The sequence below is a fragment of the Saccharopolyspora rosea genome (genome assembly GCF_025643595.1).
Taxonomy (GTDB): Bacteria; Actinomycetota; Actinomycetes; order Mycobacteriales; family Pseudonocardiaceae; genus Saccharopolyspora; species Saccharopolyspora rosea.
Genome location: NZ_CP102826.1, coordinates 1,502,979 through 1,523,275, shown reverse-complemented (window position 1 = coordinate 1,523,275; position 20,297 = coordinate 1,502,979). Strand labels below are relative to the sequence as shown.

Genomic DNA, 20,297 nt, shown 5'->3' with positions numbered 1-20,297 from the left:
CCGGACGGCCGTGCGGAGATCGTCCGGAACGCCCTCGCCCCGGTTTCGGGGCCGCTCGCGTCCGACCAGTGCGCTGCGGACGCATCCTCAGGTGGTTCCCCGCCGCCTCGACACCCGGTGGCAGTCCGCGGCGGCGGTGGCCGCGTGGTGGCGCTGCTCGTCGCGTTCGGCCTGTTCGCGCCGGTGGAGATGTCGCCCCCGACAGCCGGTTGACCCGCTCGGAGCAGTCGTCGGCCCGCCGATGGCGGTTGCGGAGCGTATCGGAAACGGCCGTCTGCTTCGTCCGACTCGGGCATTTGGCCGTGTAACCAAGTTGCAACCTGTGTTCGTCCGTTCCGTCTGGACTATCCCGAGTCGGGAGCTTAGGTTTCGCCCATCGAACAACCCCCTGGTGCCCAGTCAGGAGCTCGAATGGCCGCAGCTTCGACGGACACGCCGATGATCCGGATGTCCGCGGTGGACAAGTACTTCGGCTCGTTGCACGTGCTGCGGGCCATCGATCTCGAAGTGCCGCGCGGGCAGGTGGTGGTCGTGCTCGGGCCGTCCGGCTCCGGCAAGTCCACCCTGTGCCGGGCGATCAACCGGCTGGAACCGATCGACTCCGGCCGCATCGAGATCGACGGCGTCGGGCTGCCCGCCGAAGGTCGCGCGCTCGCCCAGCTGCGCGCCGACGTCGGCATGGTGTTCCAGCAGTTCAACCTGTTCGCGCACAAGACGATCCTGGACAACGTCACCCTCGGTCCGGTCAAGGTGCGCAGGCAGAGCCGGGACGCCGCGCGCGAGGAGGCGATGCGGCTGCTGGAGCGGGTGGGCATCGCCGACCAGGCCGAGAAGTACCCGGCCCAGCTGTCCGGCGGGCAGCAGCAGCGGGCGGCCATCGCCCGCGCGCTGGCGATGAAGCCCAAGGTCATGCTGTTCGACGAGCCGACCTCGGCGCTCGACCCGGAGATGGTCAACGAGGTCCTGGAGGTCATGACCGACCTGGCGGCCGAGGGCATGACCATGCTCGTGGTCACCCACGAGATGGGGTTCGCGCGCCGCGCCGCGCACCGCGTGCTGTTCATGTCCGACGGCGAGGTGGTGGAGGACGCCGCTCCGGAGGGCTTCTTCGGCGCTCCCAAGAGCGAGCGCGCCAAGGACTTCCTCGGCAAGATCCTCACCCAGTGAAAGGGGCGACTCCAGATGCGTGGCAAGCGAGTTCGGCTGGTGGTGGCGGTGGCCGCCGCGCTGGCCCTGACCGCCTGCGGTGGCGGCGGGGGCAACCAGCTCTCCGGCGGCGGCACCGAGGTCAAGGTCGACACCGGCGCGCACTTCGAGCCGGGGACCACGATGGACTCCCTCCAGAAGCAGGGCACCGTCCGCGTCGGCGTCAAGATCGACCAGCCGCTGTTCGGCCTGAAGGGCCTGGACGGCCAGATGCAGGGCTTCGACGTGGAGACCGCGAAAATCGTCGCGGGCAGGCTCGGCATTCCGCCGGAGCGCATCCAGTGGGTGGAGACGCCCAGCAAGACCCGCGAGGAGGTCCTCGAACAGGGGAAGGTGGACATGGTCGTGGCCACCTACACGATCAACGACGAGCGCAAGAAGCGGATCAGCTTCGCGGGCCCGTACTACGAGGCGGGCCAGGACCTCATGGTCAAGTCCGACGACACCCGGATCACCGGGCCGCAGTCGCTGCGGCCGACCGGCGCGAAGGTCTGCTCGGTGATCGGCTCCACCCCGGCCGAGCAGATCCGCAAGTACGTCGACGAGTCCAACCTGGTGCTGTTCGACGTGTACTCGAAGTGCGCCGACGCGCTGCGCACCGGGCAGGTGCAGGCGGTCACCACGGACAACGTGATCCTGCTCGGGCTGGTGCAGCAGAGCGGCGGCCAGTTCAAGATGGTCGAGAAGCCCTTCACCCGGGAGCCCTACGGCATCGGGATCCGCAAGGGTGACGTGAAGTTCTGCGAGTTCATCGACCACGCGCTCACCCAGGCCGCCCAGGACGGCAGCTACGCCAGGGCGTGGCAGGCCACCGCGGGCAAGGTCTCCCGGCAGACGCCGCAACTGCCGAAGCTCGACCCCTGCGGCTGATCCGTCCGAGGGTGTCCGCCGCGCGCCGGCGGGCACCCTCTCGTACCGCCGGAGTGACCCGTGCACGTCATCATCGACAACCTTCCGCTGTACCTGTCCGGGCTCGTGCGCACGTTGCAGATCTGCGTGTACGCGGGCGTGTTGGCGCTGCTGATCGGCGTCGTCGCCGCCGGGTTCCGCGTCTCGCCGCTGCCGCCGCTGCGCGGGGCCGGGACGGCGTGGGTGACCGTGCTGCGCAACTGCCCGCTGACCGTCGTGCTGTTCTTCATGGCGTTCGGACTGCCCGAACTCGGCCTCAACGGTTCGTACTTCTGGTTCGGCACCATCGGACTGGCGCTGTACACCTCGGCGTTCGTCTGCGAGGCGATCCGCAGCGGCATCAACGCGGTGCCCGCCGGGCAGGCCGAGGCGGCGCGGGCGATCGGGCTGGGCTTCGGCCAGTCGCTGTCGCTGGTCGTGCTGCCGCAGGCGCTGCGCACGGTCGTGCCGCCGCTGGGCAACGTGTTCATCGCGATGATCAAGAACTCCGCGATCGTCGGGGCCTTCGGCGTCGGCGGTGACCTGTTCGCCGTCGGCGACACGCTGACCTCGGCGCGCGGGTTGGCGGCCCTGCCGGTGCTGCTCGGCGTGGTGCTGGGCTACCTGGTGATCACGATCCCGGCCGGGCTGATGCTCGGCGCGCTGGAGCGGAAGGTGGCGATCGCCCGATGAACACCGTGCTCTACGAAGCCCCCGGTCCGCAGGCGAAGCGGCGCGCGCTGGTGGCCAGCGCCGCGGTCGGGCTGCTGCTGGTGGCGGTCGTCGCCTGGGTGCTGGTGGAGCTCGGCTCGGAGGGCCAGCTGGCGGTCGAGAAGTGGGGACCGCTGATCGACCCCACGAACGGGACCTTCGCCGCGCTGTGGAACCTGATGGGCCAGGGCCTGCTGAACACCCTGCTGGCGGCGGTGCTCGCGATGGCCTTCTCGCTCGTCATCGGCACCCTGCTGGCGGTGACACGACTGGTCAGCGCGCCCTGGTACCGGTGGGCGGTGGTCGGCGTCGTCGAGCTGCTGCGCGGCGTGCCGGTGGTCATCGCGATCTTCTTCGCCGCCCGCGTGCTGCCCGAGCTGGGTGTGCACCTGTCGATGATGTGGTTCCTGGTCATCGGGCTCACCGCGTACAACTCGGTGATCATCGCCGAGATCATGCGCGCCGGGATCCTCGCGCTGCCCAAGGGACAGAGCGAGGCGGCCTACGCGATCGGCCTGCGGCGCCGCCAGGTGCTGTCGACGGTGCTGCTGCCGCAGGCGTTCCGGGCGATGCTGCCCGCGCTGATCAGCCAGCTCGTCGTGGTGCTCAAGGACACCTCGCTGGGCTTCATCATCGGCTACCTCGACGTGGTCCGGGAAGCCCAGGTGATCATCCAGAACCTGAACAACCCGATCCAGACGTACTTCGTGGTCGCGGTGCTGTTCATCGTCATCAACTACGGCCTCAGCCGACTGGCCGTGCACACCGAACGCCGCCTGAGCCGCGGTCGGCGCGGCCGGGTCGGCCACCCCGCCGACCTGCAACCGGTCGGAGCGGCCGGGGACTGATCGGCGGCGGTGCCGGTCAGCGCGGGGCGTCGGCGATGCGCATCATCCCCGCCATGCCCGCGAGGTAGGCCGCGCCGTCGGGGCCGAGGTAGATGGCGGCGTAGTGGTTGTTCCACTGCGGACCCGTTCCGGTCAGTCTCTTGTAGACGGTCCGGCCGGTGCGGACGTCGATCGCCGTGAAGTACCAGGCGTCGATCCCCTCGTCGTCGGCCGGTTTTCCGTAGACGTAGAGCAGACCGTCGGCCAGTGACGCCTTAGGCACCGAGGTGGGGGCGGACTCGTCGCTGTGCCAGGCGACCGAGCAGGTGTCGGCGTCGACGCGTTCGATGCCGGGTTCGGTCGTGCGGCCGAACATCGTCGACTGCGGGCCCCGGTAGCCGTAGTTGTTCTCCACCAGCACCGAATTCCCCACCGCGACGAGGGAGTTCTCGGTGGCTCCGGCGCCGGGGGCGAGCACTTCCGCCCGGCAGACCTCGGTTCCGGTGTCCCGCCGGTAGAACAGCACGCGCATCCTCGGATCGGCGTTGTCGGTGATCGCCACCAGGTTCCGCCCGATCAGCGTCGGCGTGGTGCCCGAACCCTGCGAGAGCTGGCCGGGTTTGGTGCGGGTGCCGCGGTCGTACGGCCGGCGCCAGGTGATCCGGGGCGCGCCGTCGGCCGCCCCGTCGAGGCGGTACATCGCGTGGTCGGACACCACGAACAAGCCGCCGGTCTCGTCGGCGGCGAACGAGTTCGCGATCCGCTCCCCCGGCAACGACGCGGTGCGCACCGCACCGGTGTCGCGGTCCAGGGTCCCGACGATCCCGCCGCCGGTGACGAACCAGATCCGGCCCGACCAGTCCGGCAGCAGGGCGACCAGGCAGTCCGACTCGCCGATGCTGCCGCTGAGGTCGTAGCGGCGCTGCTCGGTGAACCGCGTGCCGTCCTCGGCGACGACGCGGACCTGGCGGTCGGTCGTGGCCGCGACCGCCCGGTCGGCCTCGTCGAGGTAGAAGTAGGCGCCGCCGCACAGGTCGGTCAGCGGCGACTGGCCGGGGCGCAGCGTCGGACGCGGGAGGTCGTGCACGGCGATCGTCCGCAGCGTGGCCGGATCGATGAGGCGGAGCCGGCGGTCCAGCAGACCCCCGCACAGCGCGACCATCCGCCCGCCGCGGTCGAAAGCCTGGGTCGCGCACTCCTGGACGCCGTACGTCGCGGACGTCACCCGCGGATTCCGCCCGAGCGGTCCCGGTGCGGCGTACGCGTCGGTGGCGTACGCGTCGTCGTGCATGCTGTTCACGCCGTTCGGCGCCATGAACGGGTGGCGCGGGACGTCCGGGGCGGGTACCGACCGGGGCGTGGCGGGAGCGCCGACGTACTCCGGGACGAAGGGCTGCGCCGGACCCGGTGGGATCGGCAGCGCGGCCGCGGCCGGAGAGATCAGGCAGCTCGCGACGAGGACGAGGAGCAGGACGACCGCGCGCTTCGGTGCCATCGCAACCTCCCGGATGAGTTGATCAGCTACTCACATAACCGGGATCCGGCACGGGGCGTCAATGCGCCGAACCGGCTACTTCGGGCGCGCCTGGACCCCGGCCGGGGCGAGCGTGGTGTCGTAGGCCCGCTGCCAGCTGCCGTCCGCGACCGCGGTGTCCAGGATCTGCTGGAGCTGCCGGCGCATCGCGTCGTCGCCCGGTTTGATCGTCGCGTAACGCGGGCCGCCGTCGGCGGCGACGGCGTACGGACCGACCGCCACCAGCTCGCGGGTCGCCGAGGTCTCGGGCCCGAGCAGCACGTTCACGCTCTCCGTCGACACCGCCTGGCCGATCAGCGTCGGCGGCAGCCGGCGGTAGATGATCTGGGTGTCCGGGTTCAGCCCGATGCCGCGGGCGATGATGCGGGCGATCTCCACGTCGAAACCGCGGTAGTCGCCGGACGGATCGGCCTGGGCGAACTGCGGTGCGTCGGACCGGACGCCGACCAGCAGCCGGCCGCGGCGCTTGATCTGCTCGATGGTCGGCGAGGTGTCCAGTTCGACGGAGGTGTCCGCGGATGCCTGCGGACTCGCCGGCGCGAGGCGCGGCTGCGGTGGCAGCGCGTTCGGTTCGCTCGGGACGTCCTGGCCGCAGGCCGACAGGGCCGCGACCGCCGCGAGCACCGCCGTGAACGCCTTGATGCGCATCTCCTCGTCCCTTCCGCCGACGCCGCCGTCCATGATCGCGCATCCGCGTTGCGCGCAGCAGCCGGTCGGAAACATCGCGGAATCGATTTTGAAATACCGCACCTACCCGTTAGGGTGACTGGCGTCACGAACTTGATCGAGGCGCCAGCGTCGTCGCCGAGTCCCACGTGTTCCAGGAGGCGATGAATGGCGTCGCAACCGCGCATCCACCGTGTCGTCGACGAGGTCACCCGGCGGATCGCCGAGCGCAGTGCACCGACCCGCAGCGCCTACCTGCACCGCATCCGCGACGCCGCATCCGCCGGTCCGATCCGCGCCGGGATGCCGTGCAGCAACCTCGCGCACGGGTTCGCCGCGTGCAGCGGCCCCGACCGCCTCGCGGTGCGCGGGGCGAGCAAGCCCGGCGTGGCCATCGTGTCCGCGTACAACGACATGCTGTCCGCGCACCAGCCGTTCGCCGAGTTCCCGGCGTGGATCAAGGACGCGGTGCGGGAGGCCGGTGGCGTCGCGCAGTTCGCGGGCGGGGTTCCCGCGATGTGCGACGGCATCACGCAGGGCCGCACCGGCATGGAGCTGTCGCTGTTCTCCCGCGACGTCATCGCGATGGCGACCGCCGTCGCCCTCTCGCACGAGATGTTCGACGGCGCGCTGCTGCTCGGGGTGTGCGACAAGATCGTCCCCGGATTGCTGATCGGCGGCCTGTCGTTCGGGCACCTGCCCACGCTGCTCGTGCCCGCCGGTCCGATGCCCTCCGGGCTGCCCAACGGCGAAAAGGCCCGCGTGCGCCAGCTCTTCGCCGAGGGCAAGGCCACCCGCGACGACCTGCTGGAAGCCGAATCGGCGTCCTACCACTCGCCGGGCACCTGCACCTTCTACGGCACCGCGAACTCCAACCAGCTCGTCGTCGAGGTCATGGGCCTGCACCTGCCGGGCGCGAGCTTCGTGCCGCCGGGCACCCCGTTGCGGCGCGCGCTCACCGAGGAGGCCGCGCGGCGCGTCGTCGAGCTGGACACCCCGATCGGCGAGATCGTCGACGAGCGCGCCGTCGTCAACGCCGTCGTCGCGCTGCTGGCCACCGGCGGATCCACCAACCACACGCTGCACCTGGTCGCCGTGGCCGCGGCCGCCGGGATCCACCTCACCTGGGACGACTTCGCCGACCTGTCCGCGGTCGTGCCGCTGCTCGCCCGCGTCTACCCGAACGGTTCCGCCGACATCAACCACTTCGCCGCGGCGGGCGGCGTGCAGACCCTGGTCGGCGAGCTGATCGATGCCGGACTGCTGCACCCCGACGTGTCGACGGTCGCCGGTCCGGGACTCGACCGCTACCGCCGCCAGCCGTTCCTGGAGGACGGCCGCCTGGTCTGGCGCGACGCACCGAGCCGCAGCCTGGACACCGACGTGCTGCGCGGTGTGGACGATCCCTTCTCCCCCGACGGCGGTCTGCGGGTGCTCGACGGGAACCTGGGCCGCGCCGTGATCAAGGTGTCCGCCGTGCGCTCGGAGCACCGCACGGTGACCGCGCCGGCGCGGGTCTTCGACGACCAGGCCGAGTTCACCGCCGAGTTCCGGTCGGGTCGACTGGACCACGACGTCGTCGTGGTGCTGCGCAACCAGGGCCCGCAGGCCAACGGCATGCCCGAGCTGCACGGACTCACTCCCGCGCTGGGCGTGCTGATGGACCGCGGGCACCAGGTCGCGCTGGTCACCGACGGCCGGATGTCCGGCGCCTCCGGCAAGATCCCGGCCGCCATCCAGCTGACCCCCGAGGCGTCCGCGGGTGGACCGTTGGCGCGGGTGCGCGACGGGGACGTCGTCCGGCTCGACGCCGAGCGCGGGACGCTGGAACTCCTCGTCCCGGCCGACGAACTGGCCACCCGCGAACCCGCGCCCGCGGCACCGGCGGCCCAGTTCGGCACCGGCCGGGAGCTGTTCGGCGCGTTCCGCCGGTCCGTGGGCCGCGCCGACCGCGGAGCGAGCGTGTTCACCGCGCAGCCCGAGTACGCGCAAGCATGACGAGTCAGGACGGAAGTTCCATGAACACTGCCGCCGAGGTGCTGGACCTCAGCCCGGTGATCCCGGTCGTCGCGCTCGACGACCCCGCGCACGCGGTGCCGCTGGCCGAGGCGCTGCTGCGCGGTGGGATCCGCACCATCGAGATGACCCTGCGGACGCCGGCCGGGCTGCCCGCCATCGAGCACATCGCCGCCGAGGTCCCCGAGATCGTCGTCGGTGCGGGTACGGTCACCGAGCCCTCGCAGGTCAGCCGGGCCGTGGACGCCGGAGCCCGGTACCTGGTGACCCCGGGGTGCACCGACCGCTTGCTCGACCACGTCGAAGCCGTCGGCGTGCCCTACCTGGCCGGGGTGAGCACCGTGTCGGAGGCCATGCGGCTGGCCGAGCGCGGGGTGCACGCGATGAAGTTCTTCCCGGCCGAGCCCAGCGGCGGCGTCCCCTACCTCAAGGCGATCGCGGGTCCGCTGCCGCACCTGCGGTTCTGCCCGACCGGCGGGATCAGCCCGGGCAACGCGGCGAGCTACCTCGCACTGCCCAACGTCGGCTGCGTCGGCGGCTCGTGGCTCACGCCGAAGGACCTGCTCGTCGGCGGCGAATGGGGTCGGATCGAAGACCTGGCGCGGGAAGCCGCCGAACTGGGCTGACTCGGCTCGGCAGAACCGGCCGGCCAGCTCGGACGTGGCCCGGCGGAGCCGGTCGGCCGGACCGGCCCCGCCGGGGCGTGCGCGGTCGGGCTCGCCGGTCGCGTCGCCGCGACTGGGCCCGCGGAGTCCGGTTATCCGGCGGCCCGCGAACGACCGCCGTTGCCCGCGGCGCTGGGCTCGTCCTGCTGCTGCGGCCGGAGCCAGGAAACGGCTTCCCGGATGGAATCCGCGACGGGCGCACCGGTCGCTTCCAGGGCGGGGCGGCTCATGACGCCGGTCGTCACCAGTACGCAGCGGGCTCCCGCATGAGCCGCCGCCTCGGCGTCGTCGACGACATCGCCGATCACCACGGTCTCCCGGGGATCGACGCCGAGTTCCGCGAGGTGCTTGTCGAGGTGCTCGGCCTTCGGACCACCGCCGATCTCCGCGCGAAGCCCGTCCACCCGGCCGAAGAGCTCGTCGAGCCCGAACTCGGACACCATCGGCACCAGCTCGTGGTGGAACCACATCGACAGCAGGGACTGGCTGCCGCCCGCCGTCCGCCACTGCCGCAGCACCTCGGGAACCCCGTCGGCGAGAGCGCACGTGGGAAGCAGATCGCGGTACACCTCGTGGTAGGTGCGATCGATCCACGCCCAGTCGTCCTGGGCGAGCGAGCGGCCGAGCAGGCGTTCGTAGCAGGCCAGCAGCGGGCGGGAGAAGATCGTCCGCCACTCCTCCAAGGTGATCGGCGCACGTCCGTAGGACTCACAAACGCTGTTCACCGCCGCCACGACCGCGTGGTTGTCGGAGAAGATCGTCCCGTTCCAGTCCCACACGATGTGCCGCGTGTCAGCAAGTGTCGTCATGGGGCGGGACTCTACCGGCGCACCACGACGTTCTGGTACCGCCGTGCCAGTTCACCCGGCGTGCGGCGAAATCCCTTCCCGCGTCATGGGAATTCGGCGTCCGACGCCGGATCGTCGACGCCGGAGCGCTCCAGTTCCTCGCGCACGACCCGGAAAGCCAGACTCTCGGAGTAGCCCTTGCGGGCCAGCATGCCCACCAGGCGACGTGTGCGCGCCGTCGGATCGGCCGCCGTCATCGAGCGCAGCCGCCGCCGGACCAGGTCCCGGGCGCGCTCCACCTCCGCGTCGCCGTCCACAGTGGACAGCGCTGCCTCGACGAGGTTCTCGTCGACGCCCTTGCGGCGCAGTTCGAATCCCAACGCCTTGCGGCCGAGCCCCTGGTGGCGATGCCGCGAGTGCACCCACTCCTCGGCGAACGCGGCGTCGTCCACCAGGCCGGCGTCGACGAACTTCCGGAGCACGCCGTCCGCGACGTCCTCGTCGATCCCCTTGCGCAGCAACGCCTGCCGCAACTCCGACCGGCTGCGGGCCCGCGAGGCCAGCAGCCGGTACACGGTGTCGCGAGCGAGCTGCTCGGGGTCGTCGGCCCGGGGGTCGTCACCGCTCATCGGCTCAGAAGTCGACCGGGGCGGGGTCCGACTCCTCGGCGTCGAGGGTCGCACCGATGCCGAGCTTCTCCTTGATCCGCTTCTCGATCTCGTTGGCGACGTCCGGGTTCTCCCGCATGAACTTGCGGGCGTTCTCCTTGCCCTGCCCGAGCTGGTCGCCCTCGTAGGTGTACCAGGCCCCGGACTTGCGGATGATGCCCTGCTCGACGCCCATGTCGATCAGCGAACCCTCGCGGCTGATCCCGACGCCGTAGATGATGTCGAACTCGGCCTGCTTGAACGGCGGAGCCACCTTGTTCTTGACGATCTTGACGCGGGTCCGGTTGCCGACCGCGTCGGAACCGTCCTTGAGCGTCTCGATCCGCCGCACGTCCAACCGCACCGAGGAGTAGAACTTCAGCGCCTTGCCACCGGTGGTGGTCTCGGGCGAGCCGAACATGACGCCGACCTTCTCGCGCAGCTGGTTGATGAAGATCGCGGTGGTCTTGGCGTTGTAGAGCGCGGAGGTCAGCTTGCGCAGCGCCTGGCTCATCAGCCGGGCCTGCAGCCCCACGTGGCTGTCACCCATCTCGCCCTCGATCTCGGCGCGCGGCACCAGCGCGGCCACCGAGTCGATGACGATGATGTCCAGCGCGCCGGAGCGGATCAGCATGTCGGCGATCTCCAGCGCCTGCTCACCGGTGTCCGGCTGGGACACCAGCAGCGCGTCGGTGTCCACGCCGATCGCCTTGGCGTACTCCGGGTCCAGCGCGTGCTCGGCGTCGATGAACGCCGCGGTGCCGCCCTGCTTCTGCGCGTTGGCCACGGCGTGCAGCGCGACCGAGGTCTTGCCGCTGCTCTCCGGGCCGTAGACCTCCACGATGCGGCCGCGCGGCAGACCGCCGATGCCCAGCGCCACGTCCAGCGAGATGGACCCGGTCGGGATGACCTCGATCGGCGCGCGGGTCTCGTCGCCGAGCCGCATGACCGACCCTTTGCCGTACTGCTTGTCGATCTGGGCGAGCGCGAGCTCCAGCGCCTTGCCCTTGTCCGGTGTCGCTGCCATCGGGGGTCCACCTCGGTCAAGTCGAACTTCGTCGTGTTCAGCTCCGACGCTACGGGCAGGGACCGACAATCCACCTGAGGGGTCCCGCGATCACCCGTCGCGCCACCATCCTAGACGAACGCCTGTTCGATCACCGGTCGGACACGCCGGAAGTCTCACACATTCGAGTGACATTGCGTTCGGTCCGCGGGCGTGGAGACTCGACACCACCGGCGCTCGTCAGGAGGTGTCGATCATGAGGATGGACCGCTACCTGCCGCCGGACCACCCGCTGAGCAGGATTTACCGAGTCGGGGCGGCGATCTTCGGGGCCTTCCTGATGGCCTTCGGCGTGCTCGGCATCGCCAACCGGGTTCCGCTGTTCACCACGCACGGCACCGACATCGTCGGGCTGTCCAGCAACGGCCTGCTCGCGGTGATCTCGATCGTCGTCGGCGCCCTGCTGGTCGCCGTGGCCGCCTGGGGCGGCGCCGTGGCGTCCACCACGACCGCCGTGATCGGTGTCCTGTTCTTCCTGTCCGGACTGGTCAACATCGGACTGCTGAACACCCCGTGGAACCTGCTGGCCTTCAAGCTGGAGAACGTGGTCTTCAGCTTCGTCGCCGGGCTGCTGCTGATGTTCCTCGGCTTCTACGGACGCGTCAGCGGCGGACTGCCGCAGGACAACCCGTACGTCCGGTACCGGCACCGCGAGCCGCCGGCCGGTGTGCCCGAGCAGCGCCAGGCCGACGAGCGGCGGATCGCCGAACTCACCCCGCTGGCCGAGGCCGAGGTCGCCTGCGCCGAAGGGCACGCCACACCGCAGCAGGAGCGGATGGTGCGCGCCGAGGCGTGGCGGCAGCTGCAGGCCGAACGCCGCCGGGCCTACCAGCACTACGTCGAGTCGGGCCGCACTTCGTCCGAGCAGATCAGCGCCCAGAACCTGTGGGCGGACTTCTCCCGGGAGGAACCCACCACCCCGCCGCGCTGATCGCTGCGGAGCACGCGGCGCGACGGCACCGCCGCGCAAAGCACTTCCGAAACGCTCCCTAGCGCCGCTCCCTGGGCACCTCGAAGGCGTCGCAGACCGCCTCCCAGACCTCCTTGGGCGGGACGCCCGCCTCCAGGGCCTCGTCGGCGGTGCGACCGCCGAGCGAGGACATGACGTGGTCCTGGGACAGCATCTCGGCCCGAACCCGGCCGAACTCCTCGGCCATCCGGCGGCGGAAGACGGTGTGGCGCATCGGTTCCCACCCTACGTGGCGCTCGTATGCTGGTGGTGTGCTCCTGCTCGCGAACGATCCGACGAACCTGTCCACCCCGCTGGGCAAGCTCGTCATCGCCGCCGGTCTGCTGGTGGTGATCGTCGTGGCCGTCCGGTTCCTGTGGGACCAGCGCAAGCGCTGATCAGCTCCGGCCGGGTTGGACGGTCCGCTCGAACTCGTCGGCCATCGCGCCCGGTGTCAGCCGCCCGTTGTTCGGGCGCAGCAGCAGGCCGACCAGCGGGCGGTCGTCGACGGTGAAGACCACCGTGCCGAACGTGTCGCTGGTGACCGCGCGGTAGGAGCCGGACAGGCCGTTGCCGGTCCACTCGGCCTGCACCTGGTCGCTGGTGATCCCGTTGAACCCGAGCAGCAGATCGGCCCGCCGGTCGGCCTCCTGCTTCGAAGGCAGTTCGGTGTAGACGATCTGGGTGCCCTCGTTCGGGTTGCCGATCGAGCAGGACACCACCGTGCCGTCGAGCTCGCGCAGTCCCGGCAGGATCCGCTGCCAGCCGGGCGCGCAGTTGGCCTGGTCCGGCACGCCGCCCGCCAGGTCGCGCAGGCACGGCGTGAAACCCCTGGCGTCCTCGGTGGTCGGCCGTCCGCACTCCGCGGCGGTCGCCGATCCCCCGCCCGAGGTCGCCACGATCGCCACCACGGCGACCAGCACCGCGACGAACGCGACCGCGCCCAGGCCGAGCAGCAGGTTGCGGAGGGAGTTCGACGCGGCAGGCGGTGCCGGTTGCGGGGCCGGTTGCGGCACCGGGAAGGCGGGCACCGGGATGTGCCGGACCGTGTCCGGTTCCCGGTACCCGGACGCGGGCGGACGCGGCACCCCACCCGCCAGGTCCTGGGTGCGCATGCCGGCCCCGTCGCGCGGCACGTGGTGCGCGCCGAGCGCGACCGCCGTCTCCGGCTGGTCGAGCGTGGTCGGCACGATCCGCAGCTGCTCGGAGATCAGCGAGGCCACCAGCGGCAGGCGGCTGGAACCACCGACCAGGTAGACGCCGGCGAGACCGTCCGGAGCGATGCCGTTGGAGCGCACCACCGACGAGAGCAGTTCGACGCTGCGCAGCATGCTCGGCCGCACCAGCGCCTCCAGCTCGGCCCTGGTCACCAGCACGTCCGCGAACGGCTCGGGCATCGGGACGTCGGTCTGCGGATGCCTGGACAGGGCTTCCTTGGCGGCCTTGACGTCCTCCCGCAGCGCCCGCTGGGCGCGCCGGTCCGGGGTGGTCTCCGGTCGCAGCAGGCGTTGCCAGCGCTGCGGGTCGGAGTTGGAGACCTGCCGCCCCACGTGCTCCAGCAGGGCCTGGTCGACGTCGAGCCCGCCGAGGTCGGGCAGCCCGTCCTCGGCGAGCACGGCGAAGCCGTTCTGCGTCGCTGCGACGATCGCGCAATCGAAGGTGCCCGCGCCCAGGTCGTAGACGGCGAGCGCCTGTCCGGGCGCCAGCGCGCGGTCCGGGAACGACGCGAAGTGCGCGGCCGCGGCGACGGGTTCGGGCACGAGCACCAGATTGCCGGTGAAACCGGCGAGCCGCGCCGCCGAGAGCAGCACGTTGCACCGCACCGAGCCCCACTGCGCCGGGTGCGTCAACCGCACCTCGTCGGGCTGGGTGCCGCCGAGCTGCCGCGACGTCTCCTCCGCGACGCGGTGCAGGACGGCGGCCAACGCGTCGGTGACGGTGACGATGCTGTCGCCGAGCAGCAGCGTGCCCTCGTCGACGCGGCGCTTGGGATTCGGTTCGAAGCGCGACGGATCCAACCGGGCGCGGCGTTCGGCGTCCCGGCCGACGATGAGCCCGCCGTCCTCGGTGGCGAACACCGCCGAAGGCATCGTCGCCGAACCGTCCACCTCCACCACCCGCGGTGGTCTCCCGTGCGCGGACAGCACGGCGACGGTGTTCGAGGTGCCGAGATCCACCGACAGGACGCGCACCCGATTCCCTCCCCGGAGTCGTCTTTTCCAGGAAGGGATGCTGCCACGTCCGGTGCCCTGGAACGGGGCGATCCCCGGATTCGGCCCCGCCGGGTTCCGATCCCGCGAGCCGCTTCGCCGCCCGCTCCCGGCCGGAGCGGGGCGTGGTGTCGGGGCGGTGGCCCACCATGGAGGCATGACCGACGTGCTGGACGTCTTCTCCCACGCGACCCGCGACTGGTTCCGCGGAGCGTTCGCCGCGCCCACCGAGGCCCAGCGGGGCGCCTGGGAGGCGATCGCGGCGGGCGAGCACGCACTCGTCGTCGCCCCCACGGGCTCGGGCAAGACGCTCGCGGCGTTCCTGTCCGCGCTCGACCGGCTGTCCGCGGAAGGCCCGCCCGCCGAGCCGAAGGAACGCTGCCGGGTGCTCTACGTCTCGCCGCTGAAGGCGCTGGCCGTCGACGTGGAGCGCAACCTGCGCGCCCCGCTGGCCGGGATCCGGCAGGCCGCGCAGCGGCTCGGCGAGGTCCCGCCGGACGTGCAGGTCGGCATCCGCACCGGCGACACCCCCGCCGACCAGCGGCGATCGTTCGCCCGGACACCGCCGGACGTGCTGGTCACCACGCCCGAGTCGCTGTTCCTGCTGCTCACCTCGGCGGCCCGGGAAGCGCTGCGCGGGGTCGAGACGGTGATCGTCGACGAGGTGCACGCGGTGGCGGGCACCAAGCGGGGCGCGCACCTGGCCCTGTCCCTGGAGCGGTTGGACGAGCTGCTGCCGCGCCCGACCCAGCGCGTCGGCCTGTCCGCGACCGTGCGCCCGGTGCAGGAGGTGAGCACGTTCCTGGCCGGTGGACGACCGGTGCGCGTCGTCCAGCCCGAGCATCCCAAGGAGGTCGAGGTCCGCGTCGAGGTGCCGGTTCCGGACATGTCCGAGCTCGGCGCGTCGACCGGAGAGGTCGAGGGCCCGGCCGCGGGCGCCGGGCAGCACACCTCGATCTGGCCGTCCGTGCAGGAGCGGGTCCTGGAACTGATCCGCCAGCACCGCTCCACCATCGTGTTCGCCAACTCGCGCCGGTTGGCCGAGCGGCTCACCTCCGGGATCAACGAACTCGCCGCCGAGGACACCGAGCCGATGACCCGCTTCCCCGCCGAGGCGGTCGGTGGTTCCGGGATCACCACGGGCGCGCCGCCGGTGGTGGCCCGAGCGCACCACGGGTCGATGTCGAAGGAGCAGCGGGCCACCGTCGAGGAGGAGCTCAAGTCGGGGCGGCTGCCGTGCGTCGTGGCCACTTCCTCGCTGGAGCTGGGCATCGACATGGGCGCGGTCGACCTCGTGGTGCAGGTGGAGACACCGCCGACCGTGGCGTCCGGGTTGCAGCGCATCGGCCGCGGCGGGCACCAGGTCGGCGCGGTGTCGCGCGGCGTGGTGTTCCCGAAGTTCCGCGGGGACCTGGTGGGCTGCGCGGTGGTCTCGGAACGGATGGCCGACGGGCTGATCGAGTCGATCTCGTTCCCGCGCAACCCGCTCGACGTGCTGGCGCAGCACGTGGTGTCGATGGTGTCGATGGACGCCTGGTCGGTGCCGCGGTTGGCGGCGGTCGTGCGCCGCTGCGCGCCGTTCGCCGGGCTGCCGGACTCGGCGCTGCACGCCGTGCTGGACATGCTGGCGGGACGCTATCCCAGCGAGGAATTCGGGGAACTGCGCGCTCGGATCGTGTGGGACCGGGTGAACGACGAGCTGCGCGCCCGCCCCGGGGCGCAGCGGCTGGCGGTCACCTCCGGCGGCACCATCCCGGACCGCGGCCTGTTCACCGTGACCACCCCGGGCGAGGACGCCGCGGGCAAGGGCGGGGTCCGCGTCGGCGAACTCGACGAGGAGATGGTCTACGAATCGCGGGTGGGTGACACGTTCCTGCTCGGCACGACGGCGTGGCGGGTGGAGGACATCACCCACGACCGGGTCGTGGTGGTGCCCGCGCCGGGAGAGGCCGCGCGGATGCCGTTCTGGCGCGGCGACTCGCCCGGCCGCCCGCTGGAGCTGGGCCGCGCGCTGGGCGCTTTCGTGCGGGAACTGACCAGCGCGGACACCGAGGCGGCGCGGGCGCGCATCGCGGCGGCCGGGCTCGACGAGTGGGCCCAGGACAATCTTCTGTCCTATTTGGATGAACAGCGGCGGGCCACCCGGCACGTGCCGAACGACCGCACCGTCGTGGTGGAGCGCTTCCGCGACGAGCTGGGCGACTGGCGGATGGTCGTGCACTCGCCGTTCGGCGCCAAGGTGAACGGCCCGTGGGCGCTGGCGATCGCCGCTCGCATCCGCGAGCGGCGCGGTGTCGAACCGCAGACCGCGTCCTCCGACGACGGCATCGTGCTGCGCCTGGCCGACGCGCTCGACGACGCGGGCGCCGAGGTGCTGCCCACCGCCGAGGACGTGCTGCTGCCGCCCGAGGAGGTGCAGCAGCTGGTGACCGACGAGGTCGGCGGGTCCGCGCTGTTCGCGGCCCGGTTCCGGGAGTGCGCGGCGCGGGCCCTGCTGCTGCCGCGCCGGGACCCGCGGCGCCGCACGCCGCTGTGGCAGCAACGGCAGCGGGCGGCGCAGCTGCTGGCCGTCGCGGCGCAGTACGAGCAGTTCCCGATCGTGCTGGAGGCGATGCGCGAATGCCTCCAGGACGTCTACGACCTGCCCGGGCTCACCGAGCTGATGTCGCAGGTGGCTGCCCGCAAGGTGCGGGTGGTGGAAGTCGAGACGCAGACGCCGTCGCCGTTCGCGCGGAGCCTGCTGTTCGGCTACATCGGCATGTTCCTGTACGAGACGGACGCCCCGCTGGCCGAGCGGCGTTCGGCGGCGCTGAGCCTGGATTCGACGCTGCTGGCGGAACTGCTCGGCTCGGAGGCCCTGCGGGAACTGCTCGAACCGGAGGTGGTCACCGAGGTCGAGCAGCGGCTGCAGCGGCTCACCCCGGACCGCCGCGCGCACGACGTCGAGTCCGCAGCGGACCTGCTGCACTTCCTCGGCGATCTGTCCACATCGGAAGCTGCCGAGCGCGGCGCGCGCGAGGAGTGGTTGGCGGACCTGGAGTCCCAGCGCCGGGTGCTGCGGGTGCGCATCGCCGGAGCCGAACGGTGGATCCCGATCGAGGACGCCGGCAAGGTGCGGGACGCCCTCGGTGTCGCGCTGCCGGTCGGCGTCCCGGAGGCGTTCACCGAGCCGGTGCCGGATCCGCTCGGCGACCTGCTGATCCGCTACGCGCGCAGCCGCGGCCCGTTCACCGCCGAGCAGGCGGCGCACCGGTTCGGCCTCGGGGTCGCGGTGGTGCACGGCGTGCTCGACCGGCTGGCCGGGACGGGGCGACTCGTGCGCGGCGAGCTGCGTCCGCTGGAAGCCGGGGGCGGCGGGGCGCTGGAGTACTGCGACGCGGAGGTCCTGCGGCGGCTGCGCCGGGCCTCGCTGGCGCGGCTGCGCGCCGAGGTGGAACCGGTGGAACCGGCCGCGCTGGGCCGGTTCCTGCCCGCGTGGCACGGGATCGGAGCCCGGCTGCGCACCGCGCCGACCGTGGACGACGTGTACGCGGTCGTCGAACAGCTCGCCGGAGTCCCGGTCCCGGCGAGCGGGCTGGAGTCGCTGGTCCTGCCCGCGCGGCTGCCCGGGTACTCGCCCGCGCTGCTGGACGAGCTCACCGCGACGGGCGAGGTCAGCTGGGTCGGTTCCGGGTCGCTGGCCGGTGGTGACGGCTGGGTCGCGCTGGCCCCCACCGACGTCGCCGACCTGCTGCTGCCCGACCTGCCGGAGGAGTCCGGCACCGACTCCCCGGTGCACCGCGCCGTGCTGTCCGCATTGGACGGTGGCGCGCTGTTCTTCCGGCAGCTGGCCGACCGCGCCGGCGCCGTGCTGCTGGACGGCGGCGAACCGGCGCCGACCGACGAGGCGCTCACCACCGCGCTGTGGGACCTCGTGTGGGCGGGCGCGGTCACCAACGACACGCTCGCTCCGCTGCGCGCCGTGGTGTCCGGCCGCGGCGCGACGCACAAGCCGCGCCGCAGTGCGCCCCGCGGGCGCTACGCGCGCCTGCGGGCGGGACGACCGGCGATGCCGAGCCGCAGCGGACCGCCCACCACGTCCGGCCGCTGGTCGCTGGCCCCGCAGCCCGCGGACGAGCCGACGCGGCGCGCCCACGCTCGCGCCGAGGCGTTCCTGGAACGCCACGGCGTGCTGACCCGGGGCGCCTTGGACGTCGAACGGGTCACGGGCGGTTTTTCGGCCGTGTACAAGGTGCTTCGCGCGATGGAGGAGTCCGGCCGGTGCCGCCGCGGGTACGTCGTCGAGGGGCTCGGCGCCGCGCAGTTCGCAGTGCCCGGCGCGATCGACCGGCTCCGCGCGCTGTCCCGCCAGGACCGCGCCGACGAGGGCGCCGAGGACGAGGCGGTCGTGCTCGCCGCCGCTGATCCGGCCCAGCCGTACGGCGGCGCCCTGGAATGGCCCGCCGTCATGGGCGACACGCGGCACCGTCCGGGCCGCAAGGCCGGCGCGCTCGTCGTCCTCGTCTCCGGCGAAGCGGTGTTCTACGTGGAGCGGGGCGGCAAATCGCTGCTGTCGTTCACCGAGGACGACACCGCCCTGCGGCGGGCCGCAGCCGGACTGGCCCGCGTCGTGCGGGACGGCTGGCTGGACCAGCTCGCGGTGCAGCGCGCCGACGGCGAAGGCGCCTGGAACTCCCGCCTCGCGGAGGTGCTCACCGAAGCCGGTTTCCGCGCCACTCCCAAGGGGCTTCGGCTCCGGGCCTGAGCGGTCGCGTCCTCGCACCGGGCATCACCTCCTCCAGCGGCGCGACGGCCGCAGCCGAGCGGAGCAACCGTCGGCATCCCCTCCGCGGTTCGCCACCGCCACGCACCACGAGTTCGAGGACGGGTTCACCGGGTCGCCAGTTGCAGCAGTCCCCACAGCTGTGCGATCGCGTCCGGGTCGCCGGACGTCTCGACCGCGCGGTCCGGCAACCGTCCCCGCAGCCACAGGTGGACAGCCGCGGCCTCGCCACCGACCACCGCGTCCGGTGTCGCGGTGCCCGCTTCGGTCGAGCCGACCACGGCGGCACCGGACGGGTCGGCCGTCACCAGCCAGCTCCGCCCCGCCGCGTGCACCCCAACCGAACAGGAGCGCGTCGCGGTGACGCCCAGCGCGCGCAGCCGGTAGCCGAACCACACGCGCAACGCCTCGTCGATGCCGTCAGCGGCGACGTCGGTGTCGATCGGAGCGGCCTCGATCCCGGCCGCGGTCTGCACGTCGACCCGGTGCAGCGTGGTCGCGTGCAGCATCCGGCGGGCCCAGAACCTCGACGTGTGGTCCTCGGGCCACCACGTCGGGCACGGTTCGTCCGGCGGCCGGACACCGAGTTCGGCGAGCACGTCGGCCATCCGGACCGCGAAGCGGTTGGTGACCTCGCGCAGCCCCGGGTTCGGCGGGAGTTCCCAGCGACGTCCCGCCACATCGGACTCGCCGAGCCACGACAGGGTGTCCTCGCACAGATCGCCCAGGTGCTGAACGGTCTGGCCCACCGTGCGCCCGGAAACACCGGACACCGGCAGATCGGCGTGCGCGTCGTGGGTGGCGGCGATGAGCAACTGCGCTTCGATGCCGAGCACGTCGAGCATCCGCCCGTAGTCGAGCGCGACGTCCGTCATCATCGCGCCACCCCCAGCAGGCTCCGGCCGACGATGTCGAGGAACTCCCGCGCGCGGTCGAGCAGGGCGTCGGCGACCTCCTCGGCCACGGGGACCCCCGCCTCGGCCGCCGCGCGGCGATCGGAGTGCGCGGCGAACAGCGCGGCCCACTCCCGCAGTTCGGGGGCCGCCGCGGTCAACAGCGTCCACACGCTGGCCGGCCTGCCGCGCTGCCGGTGCCGGGAACGCGCCACGAGCACGGCGGTGGCGGCCCGCAGCGCGGCCACGTGCGCGGACGCGAAGCGGTCGACGGGCCGCGCGGCCGTTTCGGCCTCGTGCAGGCACGTTCTGGCCTGGAGCAGCAGGGACACGGAACCGGCGGGGGCCTCGGCCGGCGGAGTCGCCGTGAGGTCCTCCGCGGAGTGCCGCTGAGCCGGGATGGAAAGACCGGTGGGAACGGACATCGGCGTTCTCCTCTGCACGGGGGACCGGAACGTGGGCGGTGCCG

The 20,297-nt window shown here is 72.3% G+C and carries 18 protein-coding genes; 9 read left to right on the top strand and 9 right to left on the bottom strand.

What is annotated here, in order from left to right; translation table 11 throughout:
- Positions 1-438: 438 nt before the first annotated feature.
- From NV263_RS07480 to NV263_RS07465, 4 genes are read left to right on the top strand one after another with little or no spacing between them, the layout of a single operon-like run.
- Entirely contained in the window at positions 439-1,167 is a 729-nt protein-coding gene (locus NV263_RS07480; protein ID WP_263254100.1) for an amino acid ABC transporter ATP-binding protein, read from the top strand.
- A 15-nt stretch (positions 1,168-1,182) separates the two neighbouring features.
- Positions 1,183-2,076: a glutamate ABC transporter substrate-binding protein gene (locus NV263_RS07475; RefSeq protein ID WP_263251831.1), complete on the top strand. Its 894-nt coding sequence runs from the start codon at positions 1,183-1,185 to the stop codon at positions 2,074-2,076.
- Between the two features lie 60 nt (positions 2,077-2,136).
- Positions 2,137-2,787, top strand: coding sequence for an amino acid ABC transporter permease (locus NV263_RS07470; protein WP_263251830.1), 651 nt, complete (start codon positions 2,137-2,139; stop codon positions 2,785-2,787).
- Positions 2,784-3,653 carry an amino acid ABC transporter permease gene (locus NV263_RS07465; RefSeq protein ID WP_263251829.1) on the top strand — a complete coding sequence of 290 codons (870 nt, stop codon included), beginning with the start codon at positions 2,784-2,786 and terminating at the stop codon, positions 3,651-3,653. Before NV263_RS07470 ends, NV263_RS07465 begins: the two co-directional genes overlap by 4 nt.
- A 16-nt stretch (positions 3,654-3,669) precedes the next feature.
- On the opposite strand, the gene NV263_RS07460 is transcribed toward NV263_RS07465, so the two are convergent.
- Positions 3,670-5,127, bottom strand: a complete 1,458-nt coding sequence (locus NV263_RS07460; RefSeq protein WP_263251828.1) for a PQQ-binding-like beta-propeller repeat protein — start codon at positions 5,125-5,127, stop codon at positions 3,670-3,672.
- Between the two features lie 75 nt (positions 5,128-5,202).
- Positions 5,203-5,889: a transporter substrate-binding domain-containing protein gene (locus NV263_RS07455; RefSeq protein WP_263251827.1), complete on the bottom strand. Its 687-nt coding sequence runs from the start codon at positions 5,887-5,889 to the stop codon at positions 5,203-5,205.
- Between the two features lie 111 nt (positions 5,890-6,000).
- On the opposite strand from NV263_RS07455, the gene edd reads away from it, so the two are divergent.
- Both edd and eda read left to right on the top strand, forming a co-directional pair.
- Positions 6,001-7,830: a phosphogluconate dehydratase gene (edd, locus tag NV263_RS07450; protein WP_263251826.1), complete on the top strand. Its 1,830-nt coding sequence runs from the start codon at positions 6,001-6,003 to the stop codon at positions 7,828-7,830.
- 20 nt (positions 7,831-7,850) lie between these two features.
- Positions 7,851-8,474 (top strand): bifunctional 4-hydroxy-2-oxoglutarate aldolase/2-dehydro-3-deoxy-phosphogluconate aldolase, encoded by a 624-nt coding sequence (eda, locus tag NV263_RS07445; RefSeq protein ID WP_263251825.1) that lies wholly within the window; start codon positions 7,851-7,853, stop codon positions 8,472-8,474.
- A 131-nt stretch (positions 8,475-8,605) separates the two neighbouring features.
- Here the strand turns inward: eda and NV263_RS07440 are convergent, their stop codons facing one another.
- The 3 genes from NV263_RS07440 to recA form a co-directional block, all read right to left on the bottom strand.
- A complete protein-coding gene (locus NV263_RS07440) occupies positions 8,606-9,322 on the bottom strand; it encodes an HAD family hydrolase (protein ID WP_263251824.1) in 717 nt (238 codons plus the stop codon).
- An 83-nt stretch (positions 9,323-9,405) separates the two neighbouring features.
- On the bottom strand, positions 9,406-9,930 hold the full coding sequence (locus NV263_RS07435; protein ID WP_263251823.1) for a regulatory protein RecX: 525 nt from the start codon (positions 9,928-9,930) through the stop codon (positions 9,406-9,408).
- A gap of 4 nt (positions 9,931-9,934) precedes the next feature.
- Complete coding sequence (gene recA, locus NV263_RS07430; protein WP_263251822.1) at positions 9,935-10,975, bottom strand: recombinase RecA; 1,041 nt, start codon at positions 10,973-10,975, stop codon at positions 9,935-9,937.
- Positions 10,976-11,210: 235 nt separating this feature from the next.
- Between recA and NV263_RS07425 the strand changes: the two genes are divergently transcribed.
- Positions 11,211-11,945, top strand: a complete 735-nt coding sequence (locus tag NV263_RS07425) for a DUF4383 domain-containing protein (RefSeq protein WP_263251821.1) — start codon at positions 11,211-11,213, stop codon at positions 11,943-11,945.
- A gap of 58 nt (positions 11,946-12,003) precedes the next feature.
- Here NV263_RS07425 and NV263_RS07420 read toward each other — a convergent pair whose 3' ends face one another.
- Entirely contained in the window at positions 12,004-12,198 is a 195-nt protein-coding gene (locus NV263_RS07420) for a DUF3046 domain-containing protein (protein ID WP_263251820.1), read from the bottom strand.
- Positions 12,199-12,235: 37 nt separating this feature from the next.
- Here NV263_RS07420 and NV263_RS07415 point away from each other — a divergent pair, with 37 nt between their 5' ends.
- Positions 12,236-12,361, top strand: a complete 126-nt coding sequence (locus NV263_RS07415) for a hypothetical protein (RefSeq protein WP_263251819.1) — start codon at positions 12,236-12,238, stop codon at positions 12,359-12,361.
- On the opposite strand, the gene NV263_RS07410 is transcribed toward NV263_RS07415, so the two are convergent.
- Positions 12,362-14,155 (bottom strand): Hsp70 family protein, encoded by a 1,794-nt coding sequence (locus NV263_RS07410; RefSeq protein WP_263251818.1) that lies wholly within the window; start codon positions 14,153-14,155, stop codon positions 12,362-12,364. It abuts the gene before it with no gap.
- A gap of 175 nt (positions 14,156-14,330) precedes the next feature.
- Between NV263_RS07410 and NV263_RS07405 the strand changes: the two genes are divergently transcribed.
- Positions 14,331-18,917, top strand: coding sequence for an ATP-dependent helicase (locus NV263_RS07405; protein ID WP_263251817.1), 4,587 nt, complete (start codon positions 14,331-14,333; stop codon positions 18,915-18,917).
- Between the two features lie 125 nt (positions 18,918-19,042).
- Here the strand turns inward: NV263_RS07405 and NV263_RS07400 are convergent, their stop codons facing one another.
- Both NV263_RS07400 and NV263_RS07395 read right to left on the bottom strand, forming a co-directional pair.
- Positions 19,043-19,813 (bottom strand): maleylpyruvate isomerase N-terminal domain-containing protein, encoded by a 771-nt coding sequence (locus NV263_RS07400; RefSeq protein WP_263251816.1) that lies wholly within the window; start codon positions 19,811-19,813, stop codon positions 19,043-19,045.
- Positions 19,810-20,253 (bottom strand): SAV_6107 family HEPN domain-containing protein, encoded by a 444-nt coding sequence (locus NV263_RS07395; protein WP_263251815.1) that lies wholly within the window; start codon positions 20,251-20,253, stop codon positions 19,810-19,812. Before NV263_RS07395 ends, NV263_RS07400 begins: the two co-directional genes overlap by 4 nt.
- Between the last annotated feature and the right edge of the window lie 44 nt (positions 20,254-20,297).